At 36.1% G+C, this 18,334-nt stretch carries 15 protein-coding genes; 2 read left to right on the top strand and 13 right to left on the bottom strand.

Translation table 11 applies throughout. The features are described from left to right. Positions 1-3: 3 nt before the first annotated feature. The 4 genes from cas7e to cas3 are packed head-to-tail and all read right to left on the bottom strand — an operon-like array spanning position 4 to position 6,146. A complete protein-coding gene (cas7e, locus tag SBH76_RS07650; protein ID WP_317977378.1) occupies positions 4-1,119 on the bottom strand; it encodes a type I-E CRISPR-associated protein Cas7/Cse4/CasC in 1,116 nt (371 codons plus the stop codon). After that, positions 1,109-1,687 carry a type I-E CRISPR-associated protein Cse2/CasB gene (gene casB, locus SBH76_RS07645; RefSeq protein WP_317977377.1) on the bottom strand — a complete coding sequence of 193 codons (579 nt, stop codon included), beginning with the start codon at positions 1,685-1,687 and terminating at the stop codon, positions 1,109-1,111. Before casB ends, cas7e begins: the two co-directional genes overlap by 11 nt. 9 nt (positions 1,688-1,696) lie before the next feature. Beyond that, a complete protein-coding gene (locus tag SBH76_RS07640) occupies positions 1,697-3,382 on the bottom strand; it encodes a type I-E CRISPR-associated protein Cse1/CasA (protein ID WP_317977376.1) in 1,686 nt (561 codons plus the stop codon). Then, the gene (gene cas3 / locus SBH76_RS07635; protein ID WP_317977375.1) at positions 3,369-6,146 is read right to left on the bottom strand and encodes a CRISPR-associated helicase Cas3'; all 2,778 of its coding nucleotides are present in this window, start codon (positions 6,144-6,146) and stop codon (positions 3,369-3,371) included. Before cas3 ends, SBH76_RS07640 begins: the two co-directional genes overlap by 14 nt. Positions 6,147-6,445: 299 nt before the next feature. On the opposite strand from cas3, the gene SBH76_RS07630 reads away from it, so the two are divergent. Next, a complete protein-coding gene (locus tag SBH76_RS07630; protein ID WP_317977374.1) occupies positions 6,446-7,363 on the top strand; it encodes an Rpn family recombination-promoting nuclease/putative transposase in 918 nt (305 codons plus the stop codon). Between the two features lie 185 nt (positions 7,364-7,548). Here the strand turns inward: SBH76_RS07630 and SBH76_RS07625 are convergent, their stop codons facing one another. The 8 genes from SBH76_RS07625 to SBH76_RS07590 all read right to left on the bottom strand — a co-directional run bounded on the left by SBH76_RS07625 (position 7,549) and on the right by SBH76_RS07590 (position 16,261). Beyond that, entirely contained in the window at positions 7,549-8,436 is an 888-nt protein-coding gene (locus SBH76_RS07625; RefSeq protein WP_317977373.1) for a ribokinase, read from the bottom strand. A gap of 2 nt (positions 8,437-8,438) precedes the next feature. Continuing rightward, positions 8,439-9,077 carry a dihydroxyacetone kinase subunit L gene (locus SBH76_RS07620; RefSeq protein WP_288914907.1) on the bottom strand — a complete coding sequence of 213 codons (639 nt, stop codon included), beginning with the start codon at positions 9,075-9,077 and terminating at the stop codon, positions 8,439-8,441. Between the two features lie 8 nt (positions 9,078-9,085). After that, complete coding sequence (locus SBH76_RS07615) at positions 9,086-10,075, bottom strand: dihydroxyacetone kinase subunit DhaK (RefSeq protein ID WP_009663628.1); 990 nt, start codon at positions 10,073-10,075, stop codon at positions 9,086-9,088. Positions 10,076-10,092: 17 nt separating this feature from the next. Beyond that, a complete protein-coding gene (gene mtnA / locus SBH76_RS07610; RefSeq protein ID WP_317977372.1) occupies positions 10,093-11,184 on the bottom strand; it encodes an S-methyl-5-thioribose-1-phosphate isomerase in 1,092 nt (363 codons plus the stop codon). After that, positions 11,185-12,405 carry an S-methyl-5-thioribose kinase gene (mtnK, locus tag SBH76_RS07605; protein ID WP_317977371.1) on the bottom strand — a complete coding sequence of 407 codons (1,221 nt, stop codon included), beginning with the start codon at positions 12,403-12,405 and terminating at the stop codon, positions 11,185-11,187. A 17-nt stretch (positions 12,406-12,422) separates the two neighbouring features. After that, positions 12,423-13,394: an ABC transporter permease gene (locus SBH76_RS07600; protein ID WP_034213846.1), complete on the bottom strand. Its 972-nt coding sequence runs from the start codon at positions 13,392-13,394 to the stop codon at positions 12,423-12,425. After that, a complete protein-coding gene (locus SBH76_RS07595; RefSeq protein WP_317977370.1) occupies positions 13,394-14,929 on the bottom strand; it encodes a sugar ABC transporter ATP-binding protein in 1,536 nt (511 codons plus the stop codon). Before SBH76_RS07595 ends, SBH76_RS07600 begins: the two co-directional genes overlap by 1 nt. Positions 14,930-15,067: 138 nt before the next feature. Then, positions 15,068-16,261 carry a substrate-binding domain-containing protein gene (locus SBH76_RS07590; RefSeq protein WP_315051995.1) on the bottom strand — a complete coding sequence of 398 codons (1,194 nt, stop codon included), beginning with the start codon at positions 16,259-16,261 and terminating at the stop codon, positions 15,068-15,070. 392 nt (positions 16,262-16,653) lie between these two features. On the opposite strand from SBH76_RS07590, the gene SBH76_RS07585 reads away from it, so the two are divergent. After that, complete coding sequence (locus SBH76_RS07585) at positions 16,654-17,658, top strand: LacI family DNA-binding transcriptional regulator (RefSeq protein WP_314098886.1); 1,005 nt, start codon at positions 16,654-16,656, stop codon at positions 17,656-17,658. 37 nt (positions 17,659-17,695) lie between these two features. On the opposite strand, the gene SBH76_RS07580 is transcribed toward SBH76_RS07585, so the two are convergent. Continuing rightward, the gene (locus SBH76_RS07580) at positions 17,696-18,202 is read right to left on the bottom strand and encodes a hypothetical protein (RefSeq protein ID WP_317977369.1); all 507 of its coding nucleotides are present in this window, start codon (positions 18,200-18,202) and stop codon (positions 17,696-17,698) included. Between the last annotated feature and the right edge of the window lie 132 nt (positions 18,203-18,334).

Here is an 18,334-nt window from a genome sequence, read left to right as displayed (position 1 = left end):
CTCTTAGACAAATTGATAATTTTCTATTTCTGCTCCAAGCTTTTCAAGTAATTCATCAAGTGAATCTACTTCCTCACCATCTGCAATATCCACATTATCTATCGCTAAATAAAGTGTCTTTATAGGCTTCTGTACGAACTTTTGTATCTTTTCCATCTCATCCGACATTCTTTTTATAGAACCTGCAACATATCCTTCTTCTGATTTTACAGGAGATTCAAATGCACTTACAAGACTTACCGGTCTATCTTCTCTCAAATTAATCACCAATATACTTGGCAATGTCTGATTGGCAAATGTATTTATCTTACCTGTAGGCAATGACTTAGCAAAAGCTTCTAAAAATAACTTTGTAGCATTTATCATACTACCTTTGTCCTTAAGTTGATGTAAAAACTCATGAAGTGCAACATTTGCATACCTATAAAGTGTTGATGAATTGTACTCAACATTTCCAATCATACCTGCGCCACTTTCATCTTCCGGTAACAAATCATCTGTAGCCGTAAAGTAATCAAACTCTGTCTGCACAGCATGTGTAGAAATCGCATGTGCTACCTGTGAAGAGGCATCTTCATTTAAACCTGAACTTGTTTTATCTGACGCTACCATTCTTCCAAACAAAGCTATATCAATAGGCACTTTATCCTTTAAAACATTCTTCACTTCTTTTTCATCAAGTAGTAATTTACCTTTATTGCCCTCCTCTGCATCTACTGCCATTTTTGCAAGTTCAGTTGCTTGGCTATCTCCAATAAAAAAAAGTGCTTTAGCTTCTTTACCACTTTTATCTTTCTTTTCTTTTAGACCTATTCCGGCAAGTTCTATAACCTGTGCTGCCTTATCTAGTGCTTCTTTCTCAAGAATTGTACTATCTATCTCTAGAATCTTCTTTGCAACATAGCTTACTATATCTTTTGTTCTTATACCTACATTAGCTGCTGCTCCAATTTCCTTGAAGTAATTTCTCATTGCAGCCTTCCATGACTGTGAACTCACTCTTGCTCTTCTTACCCCACCATATAGAGCTGTCTTTGGACTTCCTGTATCATCTCTATTAATATTTGAAGGTGGTAATGTCTGTATAATATGCATATCCAAAAATAATCTACTGTTCATTTGATTCTCCTTTACTATTGAACTTATAATATTCTCTTGCCCAATTTAAAATAATATTGTCTTTATTTTTATTCTTCCTTATCCGATACAAATCTTCTGCAAGTCTGCCATAGTCAATCCTTGCACCTTTTTGCTTTGACTTTAATAACCTTATCAAATGCCTTAAATGTACTGTCAATTCATCAAAATCCGTTGATGTAATCATTGCATTAAATCTTCTGTCCACTGCTGTAGTATCATCACCCACTCTAAGTAACTTTAGACTCGTTCCTACATTACTGTATCCGTCTTCAGCAGTATTGACACAAAGATCTTCACCCTGTTGATGTATTGCATATAACTGTAGACAGTTCAATATACAAATTTCTTCATCAGTCATCTTCTTACTGTTTCCAAGAAAGCTTTCAGGTAATTTCTCAAAAATAATAGGCATTATATCCGCCATATCGGCATAATCTCTTCCAATAGAATTCCTTAGCCTTGAAAGTATTGCCTTTCCTATGGAATATTCCTGCATAGCATACAGCTCTTTAAGAATTCTCCAACAAACACTTTTTACACTCTCCATCTAACCTCCTTAATTTTGATTTAATCTATATAAAAATGAATTATATATCGTTGCAATATTCTTTACACCGGAACCTTTTCCTATTCCTTTATAGTCTCTTAAACCGGCATTTGAGACTAACTCATCCACATACTCTTTCATAGCTTTTTTTAAAATATTCCGCCATTCGATCTCTTTTGTATCCTTGTCATTATCAATATCAATGCTTTCAATCCAATTTCTAAATGATAGGTCTATTCTAAAATAGAACTGTTCAACATATTTTGATACATCTGCCTTCTCCATTTTCCTTATCTCTAACAAATCCTTTATAAATACTTTTAATGCCCTATCAATGGTTACTTTAGTATCTGTAACAGTTTTATTTATTCTAATTATCCAACCTGTATCTTTGGTGTCTACCAATACTCTTTCTTTAAGGTTAAGAGTATCTTTCACCTCATCTATTGGCACCCATGATGCAGAATTCCCATCATCAATCATACTTACTGCACATAATTTAATATTTTCTTTATACAATCCCAACTCTTCCGACTCTGATATATCACCCAGTTTATTTAGCCATTCTATAACTCCAGGCTTTCTTGCACCCTCTCCCACTCCTGTCAATAATCCGAAATTTCTCCACATTGCCTTATTTGCATCATGTTTTCTTGGCCTGTATTTCTCCTTATACTCTCCATCTTTGTTATACCTCCAAACTGTCATTGGCTCCAAAAAAGCATCTGAATGTTCTATCTCAGGCAACTTTGCTATAAAGCATGCAAACTTATCTTCCTTTGTTCTATTAGGATCTATAAATATCTCTCTACACCAAGCAGTATAGAGTGAAGCAATATTGTCAATTCCATTATGAAAATACAACTCTATATTTTTCTCTATTGTCTCTGCTTCCCAACATGGTTTCTGTATTTTCAATAAGTTGTTGTTTTCATTATGAGCAATTACAAAATTTAGCATCAATGTTTCAAACACATTATTTCCTTGAAGATATACTCCTCCCAAATCATATAACCACCCCTTGGAATATGTCTTTGCAGATCCAACCTTTTGTTTATCAGATGTACCTATATAACCCTGTAATGTTATAAGCCATCTTGCCAATTCATCATCATCAATATATTCCTTATAAGACTCATCTTTAGGTGAAAATATTGCATACTTTGTTTTATTATCACTTTCGGATATAAGTCTATTTATATTTTTTCCAAAAAAATTTCCGCCACATTTTTTACCCTCAGGGTCGATACCTGTATTTTCCTTGAATACCTCTTTTGTTACTTGAAAGAAAGGATATTTGTCATCATATAGGAAAAACCTTTCTCTCCATTTCTCCAAATACTCATACAACACTTTGGGAAACTCTTTTGCATTCCATATATCTATCCAAGTCTGATACAATGCATCTTCATAATCTTCCAAATAATTTTCTTCAAGCTCTCCAATCTGTAAAAAGCTCTCCTTATCCATTTCAAAAAACTCATATGGATCTCCGTTTGAATCAAACCTTGAAAAGACTGTATGAAGGATTGCCAACATAACTCTCATTACTGCGAAATCCTGAGTCTTCATATCTCCGGCTAACTCTTTGTACTTAGCTGCACCGGCAAAAAGTTCTTTTATAGAAATCTTTTCTACAGTATCCTTACTTACGACCTGAATCCATTTTTCATCCAATAAATTATACCTTGGCATCATCTTCCCCCTTTAATATCAAACCATATTTTTTGTCATATACCATATTTACTCCATTTATACTGCACTCGTTATTCTCATCAAACATTGCACATAAAGTTCCCTTTAGCCATGCCGAATTATCCCATTTTTGCAAATTGTTTATGTAAAAATCTTCTAACTCTCGTATAGTCTTGTCTATATTATAGGTCTTTGAGAGTCTGTTTGGAAGTTTTATTGTACAACTTGCAAGTTTTTTTGCTGTTTTTACATCTTCTATACTATTTGATATGTCCTCACTACTGTCAAAAGTAGTATAACCGTCTCTAATCTTCTTTAATGCAATTACTTCTATGGTATCCTGTGTATCTCTGACTTGTGAGTTACCGTCTTCATCACCGTAATTCTTACTGTTATTTTCTAGCCAACCTATCAAATCCATCCCATTGACTCTATGTTTTTTCAGCCTCGGGCTCTTGAGTCTATAGCTTGTTGCTCTGTCCTTTTTGCCTTTTATAACATCCTCATATTCTTTTTTATATTCATAATACTTTGCTCTCAATTCATCAGGTAGATCCGGTTCTATATTCTCATCATAGACTACTTGTACAAATCTTGATATATCACTTGGAAGCCTTATGTTATCTCCAAGAAAGTAACCTGTCCTTGTCAATAAATATCCTCCATATACTGCTTTTGAGCCTGTTTCAAATTCTAGGTTCTTGTCATTACCTACAACATATATCACAGGTTTTTCATGCTTCTTTGGTCTATTATCTCTTGTATGTCTATGGAGTCTTCCCATTCTTTGTATCAATAAGTCTACCGGTGCAATATCACTTATCATTACATCAAAATCAATGTCTAAAGACTGCTCTATAACCTGTGTTCCTACTACAATTAGCTTCTTTGGTCTATCTCCGTATTTACCAAGATATTTCATCAACTTTTCTTCATTTTTCACTCTGTCCGTAGCTATAAACGAAGAATGAAGTAACATAACTTTTTCATCACCAAACTTTTCCGACAGCTCTTTGGCAATATCCTGTGCTTTTTTCACTGTATTTACAATAACACCGGCATTACCTCCCCCGTCAAGCAGGGAGTCCATTAGCTTAGGCAAATTCTCGGTATCCGTATATTTTATCTCGATTCTCTTATCTTCTATCGGTTCAAAGTCCTTTACATTTAATGCTTTATCATTATCAGTGTAAGTAATCAAAGGGTAATCTTCTACCATCAGACTGCTCATATCCTCTTTGCTAAACTTAACCCCCTTACCCGTCAAGTAATGCATTATAAAATCCACTCTACTCTTCTTCGGTAATGTTGCCGATAACAGTATTACCGGTACATTGTAAGCTCCAAGCCATTCAAGTGCCATATTTAAATATTGATCCATATATGCATCATAAGCATGTACCTCATCAATTACTACAACCTTTTTACTGAGTCCAAGATGCCTTAGTGCCAAATGCTTCTGTCTCAGTGCCATCATCAAAAGCTGATCTACAGTACCTACTACAAAATCATCCATTATAGCTGTCTTCTTACCACAAAACCACTGATTTACTACAAAACCTTCTCTGCCTTCATTATCTCCATCAACATCTATATTTGAAGCACTCGTAAGATTATTATATTCCTCATTTAAAAAAGCCTTGCCATGTACCAGTCTTAATCCTCTTTTTTCACCTAATTCCACGCTCTGATTTTTTAGCCAACTGATTATTCTTGGAAATATACCATTTGATGTCGCCTGTGTCGGTAATCCGAAAAACAGTCCGCATCTTCCTGACTTTACAGCAAGCTCTTCAGCACCCACAAGTGCTGCTTCTGTTTTCCCAAGTCCCATAGGAGCCTCCAGTATTACAAGCCCCGGATTTTTAGCGTCACTGATTGTCTGTGCAAATATTGATTGCACATCTCTTGGTTCAAAACCGAATCTCTCCTTAAACAAGCCATTACAATCAGCATATATTTCCGGCAACCACATATCACTTTGATTTGAATATCTCCATTTTGTAAAACCATGCTCGCATCTCTTGTCCATATCAATATCAGTATCATCAAAAATCCCAATCAGTGGGAAGAAGTATGTATTACTGGCGATCCAGTCTGCCATTGTCAAAAGCCCAAGAAGCATTGCCTGTGCAGGCTGTGAGAGTACCGGTACATCCTCACATCTTTTAAAACTGCTGCTTTTTAATGCATTGTTTAAAATTTCTGTATGCAGACCTAACCATTTTTTATATATATCACTGTCCTCATTTTCACTTTGGAAGAGATTTTTCTTATATGATGCAAGTGTTTCAGATATAATGCTTTTATTGTCTATAGGTCTGCCATGATGTCCGCCTACAATAGAACCTATGTCATTTTCCTTTTTAAATCTGTCGCTTAATACACTTAGTATCACCTCTCCTGCAAGTCCGTGCGGTGTTTTTTCAGGTGATGAGAGCAAATCAGGTGAGTCAATGCCTATAAACCCTGCCCTTACCAGTTTTTCTGTCAGCTCATTATCTAAGTCTTTAGAATTTGCAAAACCTTTCTTTAGCTGAAAAGCCGGACTTGCCTTGCCGATATCATGAATTGCACCTGTAAATATTGCAATCTGCTTTCCAATATCCGTATCATCCGCAATAGTTATCTTTTGCCCCTCACTCATCCAATGTTCCCACAAAAGTCCCATAATTCTTCCGGTATCTTCTAAATGAACCGTGAGCGGTAACCAATACATTAATCCGTCTTTTTCTTCTTTCTTTGCCCACAAAGCCTCCAGCATATCTCCTCCTCTTATCTTTTTTCTATAATTTTATTTTACTACACTAGCTGTCCTTTAAAAATACCTGCATTTCTATATTTTTATTTATATTTATTCTTGTAATTTATTTACTATATAAAAATAACTTTAGTCTTCAATCACAGTATTGTAATAAGATTTTTAATTGGTATAATAAAGATATAAAAGGATTTAACAATAATCCCACATGGCTTTTTTATAAAATTTCTATACTTATATTCTTAAGTTTTATCGTAACGTGGATTCTAAAATATTTCTTTGATATAATAAAGGAGCAGATTATGCAAGAGAAAGATATATCACAAAAGATGTTGGAACAATTCAATGATGTCTTTTCCGACATAGTAAATGTACTTTTATTTAATGGCGAAAATGTAGTGGATGAAAATTCTCTACTTGATACACCTACAAGCAGCATGTTAAAGATTGACGGTAGCGTCCATTCTCAGGATAGAGATGTTTCCAAGTTTTGGCAACACAATCGTATAAATATTGCTTTATTCGGTTTTGAAAATCAGACCGTGCCGGATAAGCTGATGCCTTTAAGAGTAATCAGCTATGACGGTACCGAGTATGGACGACAAACAAAAAAGCGATACAGATATAAAACCAAATACCCTGTGATTACCTTGGTATTATATTTAGGATACAAAAAAAGATGGAACTATCCGATTAATATAATCGACATAGTTAAAGTTGATGACAGATTAAAACCTTTTGTAAATGATTATAGAATCAATCTTTTTGAGATAGCATACCTGGATGAAGAGAAGACAGCATTATTTAAAAGTGATTTCAGGATACTGGTGGATTATTTACATCAATTACGTACAAACAACTCATATAATCCAAAAGATTATACAATAAAGCATATAAATGAATTGCTTACCCTTATGTCCGTTATGACAGGTGATAAAAGATTTGAAAATTCAATAAATGAAGCTAATGAAAAGGAGGCCAAATATATGTGTGAAGTTCTTGATATTATTGAAAATAGAGGAATTGAAAAAGGATTAGAAAAAGGATTAGAAAAAGGATTGGAAAAAGGTCTTGAAAAAGGCAGGCAGGAAGGTGCCGATATGGTCAGTAAACTTAATGAACTGCTGTTAAATGAAGGTGATATTGATAAGCTTCGCAGAGCCAACACCGACAAAGATTACAGATATAAGTTGTTAATGGAATATAATATTTTGCAGTGATGTTTTAATATATTATTTCCTGTAAATGTACTAAATAAATTTATATAAAATATTGGAACTGATAAACGGGTGATAAAATCATATTTCTTAACGATTTTATCACCCGTTTATACTATACCCACTATATAAATTTTAAGCCATATCTGAATCATGAATACGTTGCTCTTCAACAACGATGAAATATATTATCTTTCGCAAACCTCTTTGGCAAAAGGGATACTTGGTGATGCACCTTTTCTGCTTACTGTAATACTTGCAGCCTTTGCCGCTTGTTTGAGTGCTCCTGCAACATCTGTGCCTGCAACCAGCCCTGCTATAAAATAGCCTGTGAAGGTATCACCTGCTGCCGTAGTGTCAACTACATCAGCCTTGTATATTTCCTGTCTTATCTTCTGAGTCTTGTCCACATATACAGAGCCCTTCTCTCCCAAAGTCAACACTATCTTCATTCCCGGGAATCTTTTTGTCAACTTCTCTATCAGCTCATCTTCACCGGTGTCTGAGGCTCCAAGTATATCCGCAGCCTCTATCTCATTGAGTATAAGGTATTCCACCTTTTCCAAATCACATTCAAATATCTTTTCATTTATAGGTGAAGGGTTTAATACAATGCTCATTCCCCTTTTATATCCCTCATCTATAATAAATGAAAGATTACTCACCTCATTTTGAAGTAAAAGTATATCTCCTTTATCAAAATCCTTTAATACCTCTTTGATAAAGTCAATGTCTATATTTTGATTTGCACCTCCATATAAAAGTATGCAATTATTACCTGCTCTGTTTTTTTGTATGATGGCATGTCCTGATGGCATATCGTACCTTTTTATGTAAGATATATCTACTCCTACCTCTGAAAGCGCCTCCAAAAGCATAGCTCCGTCTGCACTTCCCACCGCTCCTGCATGGTATACTTTAACACCTGCCTTTGCCAATGCCACAGACTGGTTAAGCCCTTTTCCTCCACAAAATACATTCATGTCTGCTGAGGATATGGTCTCTCCCTCTCTCACAAAATGATCTACATCATATACATAATCCAGATTTAGTGAACCGAAATTAAGTACCTTCATTATCAACTCTTACTTTCTAAAAATAGACATACCCCTTTTACCATCAGGTATCCCGCTACAGCTCCCTGATCTGCAATGCCTTTTGCTTTAGCAGAAAATACCGCAGCCTTGCCAAACTTAGGCAACATATCTTTTGTAGCTTCAACACCTTCATCCGCACCCTTTAGTGCCGCACTTGCTACATCAAGCAAACTTCCGTCTGCTGCTTCTTTTGCTCTTTCACCTGCCAATACAAGTGCATCATATATTGTTCTGTCTCCTGCCTCACATTTTCCTCTTTTCTTGATTCCTGCTGCAAAGCTTTCAAAATAAACCGCCAAATCTTTGGCGTCTATTTTATCCTTTTCATTTAATGACTTGCCGGCTTCCATTATACCGCTTGCCATCAATGTGCCCATTGTTGAGGGTACCACTGAAGCCATCTTCATGCCTGCCTTAAACAATGTCTTTCCCACATTATTTTCTACCGTATTTTCTCTTATAAGATCAGGCATTGCACTGTAGCCCTTACTCATAGTAAGCCCAAGATCACCGTCGCCCATATTTGCATCCATTGCACATAGTTCATCTTTTTTCTCGACAAACACCTTAGCTATAGACTCAAATAATTCCGGAAGATCCTCTATTCTAATCTCTGTCATAACAACTCCTATAATCTGATAAATGGAGTCTTTACTTCCATATCAAGCCAAGCCTTTTCCTTGTCACTGTTTAACTTACAAATAGATATGGATGCACCTGCCATCTCCATACTTGTTGCATACTCACCTACAAATGTTTTATAGATCTTTATACCCTTTGAGGCCAATATCCCGCTCACTTCTCCTGAAAGTATATAAAGCTCTTCTATGCTGCTTGCACCAAGTCCGTTTATAAGTACTGCAACTTCATCACCGTTTCCTATTTCTATATCATCAAGGATTTCTCCCACGGCTTCATCTGCAAGTTCTTTTGCGCTCTTTATATCTCCGTTCCAAACTCCCGGCTCACCGTGAATTCCCATACCGAATGCCATTTCATTCTCCGCCAAAGAGAAATTGGCATGTCCAAGCTCAGGTATAACACATGGTGTCAATGCAAATCCCACAGTCCTTGTATTTTGTTTAGCTGTATTTGCCGCCTCATATACTTCATCAAGGCTTCCCATATTTGCCGCTGCCGCACCTGCATACTTATACATAAAGAATATGCCCGCAACACCTCTTCTGGTTTCAGGGAGCTTGTTTGAGAGTACATCATCGGCACCTACAATGCTTCTGGTCTTTATATCATCCATCTCAAGCATTTCAGCCGCCATATCAAAGTTCATAATATCTCCGGTATAATTTCCGTATAGATAGAGTATTCCGCTTCCCGCTTCCACTTCCTTTGATATCTCATATATCTGCTCTGCCGAAGGTGACTGGAAAACGCTTCCCACACCACAACCGTCAAGCAGGTTTTCACCTACATATCCGAGGAATAGCGGTAAATGTCCGGTACCTCCACCTGTTACGATTGCCACCTTACCGGGTTTTTTATCTGCTATACAATAGCATCTGAGGTCATCTGCTACATACTTAACCTGCTTATGTGCACTATAAATGCCTTTTAACATATCATCTGTATAATTCTCAGGAACATTGATTATCTTCTTCATATTATCTCCTATCTGTCCTAAAGTCCCAATTCCTTAAATGCCTTATCAAATGGATATTTACAAATACCCTTTTCGGTAATAATACCTGTTATAAGTGAATGATCGGTAACATCAAATGCAGGATTATATACACCTATATTCTCAGGTGCCATCCTCTCTTTATACCACATATCTGTAATCTCTTCCCCATCTCTTATCTCTATAGGGATGTCCTTATCACTTTCAGCCTTCATATCAATAGTTGATGTAGGTGCACATACATAGAATGGAATGCCGTAATGCTTTGCTATAATAGCGAGTCCTGATGTACCGATCTTGTTTGCCGCATCACCGTTTCTTGCCACTCTGTCACAACCTACAAATATAATATCTATCTTACCCGATTTCATTAAAATAGATGCCATATTGTCACATTGTAATGTCGTCTTTATTCCGGCATTACTAAGCTCAAATGCTGTAAGCCTTGCACCCTGCAAGAGAGGTCTGGTCTCATCACAGTAGACATGCATATCATCACCGTTAAATCCGTTTTCAAGTGCCATATACATCGGCGCTGTCGCCGTACCGTACTTTGCTGTCGCCAATGTTCCGGCATTGCAGTGAGTCATTATACCGATCTCTTTACCGTTTCTTTTAAGCTTTTTTAAAAGCTTAAATCCCAAAGCTCCTATTCCACGGCTTATTTCAACATCCTCATTTCTGATATCCTCAGCTTCTTTAAATAAAGCTTCCTTTATCTCATCAATGCTTTTTTCTTTATTTGCTTTCAGGGCATCTTCCATTCTATTAAGTGCCCAAAAAAGATTTACTGCTGTAGGTCTGGAAGAGGCAAAATACTCTTTTAATTCCAAAAACTCTTTTTCAAAATCAGCATAGTTGTCTGCCTCTATCTGTGAAGCCGTCTTTGCAATACCATATGCCGCACATACTCCTATTGCAGGAGCCCCACGTACTCTAAGCTTCTTTATAGCTTCCCAGATTTCTTCCTTTGTATTTAAGTTTATTCTCTTTATCTCTCCCGGCAGAAGCGTTTGGTCAATAATATTCAGCTCCTTATCTTCCGTCATTTTCACAGAGATTATTTTATCAAAAAATTCTTCAATACCCATTTATAACTCCTCTGCCAAAGCTTTGCACTTTAGTATAGTATCTACATAATCTTTACCACTTTTAAAGCTGTCCGCTTTCATTATAAACTCCTTACCTGCCAAAATATTTATTCTTTCAGCCACAAGTCTCTTTTTCTCATCTTCAATTGTAGTTACATCTGTAACATTGGCCATTCCTACAGTTCTTCTGTGAAGCTCTGTTCCGGTAAATCCTGCCGTGTCTCTAAGAATACCGTCAAGATAGTACTCTTTAAAGCCTTCTACCATTGCCATCGGCTCACTTACCCACTCGTCATAATATTTATTATACTTTTCTATGAATAAATCTATGACCTCTTCCACTGATTTAAGAATCCAATCAGTGAACTCTTTCTTTTCGTAAGCAATTCCGTTGTCATAGGCAAAAATAAGATTTGCTATAACATTTCCGATATCATATCCACAAGGTCCAAGTATACCGAACTCCGGATCAAATACTTTTAAGCCGTCTTCTTTTATAAAAATAGAACCTGTATGCAAATCTCCATGAATCAACGCCTGTGCATTTGTCATGAAATTGAATTTAAGCTTTGCAACTTCAAAATGCAATGCCTTATCCTCATAAAGCTCCTTATTTACAAAGTCTGCATTTGGAGGAAAAACATTATTTCTATGATTGAGATCATTGTATGGCTCCATAAAAACAAGCTTTTCCGTAATATCACAAAGATCAGGTGAAACGAGTTTCCCTCCGATTACCTTCTTCTCTTTATGGTCTATTACCACATCACTGCTCTTTAGTAATGTCTCTATCAAAAAGTCCGTTATCTTTTCTGTAAAATGAGGATATATTTTATGCTCAAGCATTGCCTGACGCATTACTAAAAAGTCTGAACAGTCCTCCATACCGCAGGCACACATCACAGTATCATAAAAATAAATGTATGGTACCATTCCGCTTGCAAATTTTTCCTGTAACATTAAAATCTCCGATTCCAGCCTGTTTCTGTCTCTGGAAGGCTTCATATCCTTTGAGATTCTTGTTTCGGTACCTGCCTGCTTTATATAAATCGAATGTCCCTTATCATCCGTTACTCTGTAGACATAGTTTAAATTCCCATGTTCTTTAGGTATAACAGCCTTCATGCTGTCCTTATCCCAGTCTATAGATGTTGCCTTTAATAAAGTATACTCAACTATATCCTTTTCTTCCATCTGAAAATATGTGTCAAATCTACTCATACTGACTCCCTTTTATATTATTCTCTCTTATATGCATATGCCGCTATAAGTGCTAAAGCAAGTACCGCACCCTTTACCGCCGGCAATACAAAGAAAGGTACTGCACAGATAGTAAGTCCGTTTTCGAGTGTAGATACAAGCATTGAGCCTATCATTGTTCCAAGAGCATTAGGTTTTTCAGCACCTCCTACAGTTCTTCCAACGAAAACCGCTGCAAGTGAAGGCATCAAATAGTTGTCACAACACATAACCTGTGCAGAACTTCCTCTTGATGAAACTAAAATACCACCGATAGCTATAAATACAGCAGTTATCATACCTGCTACATATCTGTATTTCTTAATATCAATACCTGAAAGTTTTGCAGCTTCCTTATTTCCACCCATTGCATACAAATATCTGCCAAACTTTGTAAAATCAAGGAAAATATATGCTGCAAGCACACATCCAAGCATAATTATAATAATCCAAGGTGCTCTTCCTATTGCCGAAAACGAATCTGAAAGAGCTGTTCTGAGGGGTTCTGCATTCCATGGTGTTCTCATACCTGTGGATACTGCACCACCGCCTATATACCACTGTCCGAGTCCCTGATGAACAAACATCAAAGCACAAGTCGCAAGCATATCCGGTATCTTACAAACCAGAATAAGAAACATGGTAAGCTGATATAAAATCAAAGTTGTCACTATAGTTATTACTACCGACATAAACAGTGACTGTCCAAACCAAAGGTATGATGATACAAATGCGTAAGCTGAACAGCTTCCCAAAGTACCGGCCGACATATCAAATCCGTCAGGTGCCATGGTAATTGTAGCTGCAATACCGAATACCGTGGTTATTGCCATTGCTCTTAGAATATTTACCATATTGCTCTGTGACATGAACGCAGTGCCTTTAATTGCTGTAAATGCTATAAAACATAGAGCAAGTGCCAGGATAGCAGCCCAATCTATACCAAATTTTATTAATTTTTTGCGTTCCATCAAACTACCTCCTCTTGACTTTGCTTACCACCTACGCTGTAAAACATTATTTCATCTTCATTTGTATTTTTTGTAATAAGTTCTGCACTTATACCGCCATTGTACATTACATAAATTCTGTCTGTGAGGGCCAAAAGCTCCTGGTTCTCACAAGTTGCATATATAACTGCATTTCCTTTTTTTGCTATCTCATGAATAAGATCAAAAATATCCTGCTTTGCACCTACATCAACACCCTTTGTAGGTTCATCAAATATATAAAGCTCGCAATCTGCAGCCAACCATTTTCCTACAGCAACCTTTTGCTGATTTCCGCCTGAAAGTTTCTTTACAAGCTGTCTTGGACTTGGTGTTGATATATTAAGGCTTTGTATATAACTCTTTGCATTATCTGTTACCTTTTTCTTGTCTATGAAAGACAATTTACAAAACTTTTCCAAAGATGCCGCAGATAAATTAAAGCTTACACTCTCTTCTACAAGTACACCTTCTTTTCTTCTCTCCTCAGGTACCAGTGCTATTTTATTTTTAACTGCAAGTGCAGGATTTTTTAGATTCAGTTCTTTACCGTTTAATATGATTTTTCCGGTACTCTTATATGCTCCGAAAAGAGTTTTACAAAGTTCAGACTTACCCGCTCCGACAAGCCCTGCTATACCAAGTATTTCACCTTTTCTTACATGTAAGTTTATATCTTTTATTCTTCCGTTGATTTCACTCAAATTCTCTGTTTTAAAAATAGTGTCACCTATAGAAATTTCTTCTCTTTTGTATGCTTCCTCAAAAGTTCTTCCAAGCATAAGTTCCACTATTTCTTTTGTGGTAGTTGACTCTTCTATAGGATATGTACCGATCAACTTTCCGTTTCTCATTACCGTATAACTTTCACATATCTCCAGTATCTCATTCAATCTGTGGGAAATAAACAGTATTGCTATATTCTCCGTTTTGTGTAAATGCTCAACAACTTCAAAAAGCTCTTTTGTCTCCTGATTACTAAGTGGAGCCGTCGGCTCATCAAGTATCAGAAAATTACACTTTCTTCTGATTGCCTTTGCTATAAGTACCATCTGCTTATCTGCAAGTGAAAGCTTCGAAACCAGATTCCTTTCATTTATCCTTTCCTTACTGATATGAAGTCTGTCAAGAGCTTTTCTACCCTCTTTATAGACCTCACCCCAGTTTAAGATGGCATTTCCCTTATCCATTACCAAATCACCCTGAATGATATTCTCAGCTACGGTAAGGTTTGGAAACAGTGCCGTATCTACTTCCTGATACACTATCTGAACACCACATTTTTTTGCATCTACAGGAGTTCTAAGCTCCACATCTTTATCATTTAATAATACTTCTCCGGTATATGTAGGATTGGCACCTGATAATACCTTCATAAGTGTGGACTTTCCGGCACCATTTGCTCCTACAACAGCCCTTATTTCTCCCGTACTTACCTCAAAGTTTATATCCTCTAAGGCCTTTACTCCCGGGAATTCTATCGACACATTTTTTGTGCTTAACTTTATTCTGTCCATAATCATCCAATCTAAAACAGGTGAGTCATCAAAATTTCAATGACTTTTAAAAATAAAAGTAAATGTATCTGATAAACTCACCTCATTCATTAATTTTATAAGTCGCTAATCTTTGGTAGACTTATATTTACATCCCTATTATTTGTGTAAAAGATCCTTTGGCATCCAATCTGCTTCTGAGAGATAGTTAAGATTACCATAAGTTTCTCCTGCTACATTTCCAAGATTCTCTACATTTGAATCTGTCTTTAAGTCTGATGCCTTAATAGCTGTACCCGGAACCTCTACAACATCGACTCCCATTTCTCCTGTTGCCGGATCATAGATCTTGTCATACTCTCCTGCCATCTCAAGTAAAAGAAGTCTCATAGCGATCTCACCGTTTAATGTCCAGTCTGTTGTTCCTGCCGCTGTCCATATATCAGGTCTTGTCTGCATATTTGTAATATCAACAGGATCTATATCTACCGATGCCATAGGAAGTGCATCACCGTTCTTACCGTTCATATTGTCGTTTTCGATAAGTGCATTATATACACCCTGTCCGTACATATCGTAGTATGCAATAACACCGTCAACATCTTCTCTCTTTAAGCTCTGAAGATATGCTGCCGTTACAGTGTTTGCAGAGTCTACAGAATCCTGTAAAGGCTGTACCTCACCTACAGTTACGATCTTTCCGGCCTTCTCATACTCCTGCCAACCTTCTTCTCTTCTGTCAAACGGGCTGTTGTAGTTAGGGCCTCTCCATACCTTTACAAGTCTTACACCTTCACCGTACTTAGCTACCATCTCATCAAGAAGAACGGTTACCAAAGATTTATCCTGCTGGAACATCTGAGTAACACCGTCAAGCTTCTTGTATTCACCGTCCGCATAGAACTGTGTATCGAATGTAACAATCTTTAAATCCTTGTACTCATCCAAGATGCCCTTTAAGAATACATATGAACCGTCCTGGTTTCCATGACTTACTATAAGTCCGTCATAGCCTGCAGATGCACATGTTCTTATAGTGTCCTGCCACTTATTAAAATCACCGTCACAGAAGAAGAAATCAAACTGTACTCCAAGCTCATCACAAAGCTTCTTACATGAATCCTTCCACATCTGGAAGATAGTAGCTGAAGGCATAATCATAATATACGCTACCTTCTTGCCCGCTACAGGATTGCTTCCGTCAGTTGTCTTGCTCTCCTCAGCCTTAGAGTCCGCTACAGTTGCAGTAGTAGTATCTGCACTCTTTGTAGCTCCTCCGCCACATCCGATCAGTGGAGCACTAACCATTGCACCGATTAACAACGCACTAACTAATTTCTTGACCTTTCTCATATCATCCTCCTTGTTTACTAAATATTTAACAAATCAATAACTATCGTTTATATAAACAATAATATTATTATGTTTAAATGTCAATACAATCTGATTATTTCTATCTTATGCATATATTATTATAATATTTTTATACATATTGTATAGCAACTGTTTTTAATCTCCTTTTATCGTTTAATAAACTTAAACTCAAACTGTTTAACATGTTTTTATAAACAAAAATAATATTTTTTATAGTATATAATCACCAAAGATAAATTTTTCATGCATGGTTCTGCACATCTCATGTTCAGTTTTTTATATATTCTGATTTGACAATATTTTTTTGAAATAGTATTATGATTACTGAAAACAATTATTGTTTAGTGAACAATATTTCTTTGGAGAATACTATGACCATTAGAGAGTTATCAAAACTGATAAATGTTTCTCCTGCCACTATTTCCATAGTAATAAATGAAAAAAAAGGCGTCAGTGAAGAAACAAGAGAAAAAGTGTTGGCGGCAATGAAGGAATATAATTATTACCCTCAGCAAAGAAAAAGAATTACAGAAAATAAAAATGTACTGGTTCTCAAATATTACAGAAGCGGTGTTTTTGTTGAAGAAAATCAAGGGTTTATAGCCGGAATACTGGACGCAATAGAGAGCAGACTTCAAAAAGAAAATTTAAATATGGTTCTGAGAGTACATAAGGAAAGCTTTGAAAAATTTCTGTCAGAAACGGATCTTAGTCAGTATGAAGGTATTATACTGATAGGTACCGAGTTTACTCCGGAACTGTATCCACTATTTGATTCCATCTCCATTCCCTATGTGGTCGTAGACAATGTTTGCCCATATACCACCTGCAACAGTGTTTGTATGAATAATGAAGAGAATGTCTATATTGCTCTTGATTATCTGAAAAAATGCGGACACACAAGCATAGGATACATCGGTGGAAATATATATTCTGAAAATTTTCAACTGAGGAAAAAAGGATTCACAGAGAGTGTGGAAAGGCTTGAAATGGATTATGTAAAAGAGCATACCTATATGATCTCTCCAACTATGATCGGAGCTTATAATGATATGTTAGAACAACTTGGCGATTTAAATACTCTTCCCGACTGCTTCTTTGCTGACAATGATACTCTTGCTCTCGGCGCTATAAAGGCCTTAAAAGAAAAGGGAGTAAAAATACCGAAAGATATCTCAATAATAGGTTTTGATGATATACCGTATTCTGCAGTTTCTTCGCCTGCTCTTACTACAGTTCATGTGCAAAGAAAGCAAATAGGAAAACTTGCTGTGGAACAACTCTTGAAAATAAAAAAAGACCCCAAGAATAAATCGGTAAAAACTTTAATTACCGGAAACTTGATTATCAGAGACAGTGTAGCAAAAAAGGCTTAAAAAAGCCTTTTTGCTACCTTTTTATTCTGTTCTGCTTCTATCCGAAGCAATAAAATTTAGAATCTCCCTTAACAAAGTTTTCAGGGAACTTTTCATATCTCATTGCATCAAAATCATATATTCCTATCTTGACCGGCTTTTCACCTTTACAAAATGCCACTTTTTTATAACTTGTAACAGTCACAGTAAGATACTCTATATCCCTTATCTCAAGTTGTGCATACGCATCTCCTACCGGTACATATATATTTATTTCATTTTCACATACATATTCTACTGTCATATCGGAAAAATTCATAAGACATTCATAGAATGTATTTACTATGAATATATCGCTTACATTAGGCTCATAAGTTTTCTCTTCAAAATCATACTCTGTGAATGATAATAAATCAAAAATCAGATCTATGCCGATATCAAAACTTACAGCAAACTTTTCTTTATTGTGATTCGGCTTCATACCCCATACAGCAAGCACAATGCCGTCAAAGTCAAGTAATTCATTCATTTTTTGTTCAAAATCTTTAAGTTCAAAATTACTCATATAATAAACCCTCCTAAATTTTAATGTTTTGTCTAAAAATACTGTTTTTCTACATTGTATTCTGACACTATCTACGTACTGTATTTATATTACTATATTACATGTTATTCCAATATATGTAAATAGGGGAGC

Origin of the sequence: Lachnoanaerobaculum sanguinis, from assembly GCF_033242365.1 — a bacterium.
Taxonomy (GTDB): Bacteria; Bacillota; Clostridia; order Lachnospirales; family Lachnospiraceae; genus Lachnoanaerobaculum; species Lachnoanaerobaculum sanguinis.
The sequence above is the reverse complement of the archived record's forward strand: the minus strand, read 5'-3'. Positions and strand labels throughout refer to the sequence as shown.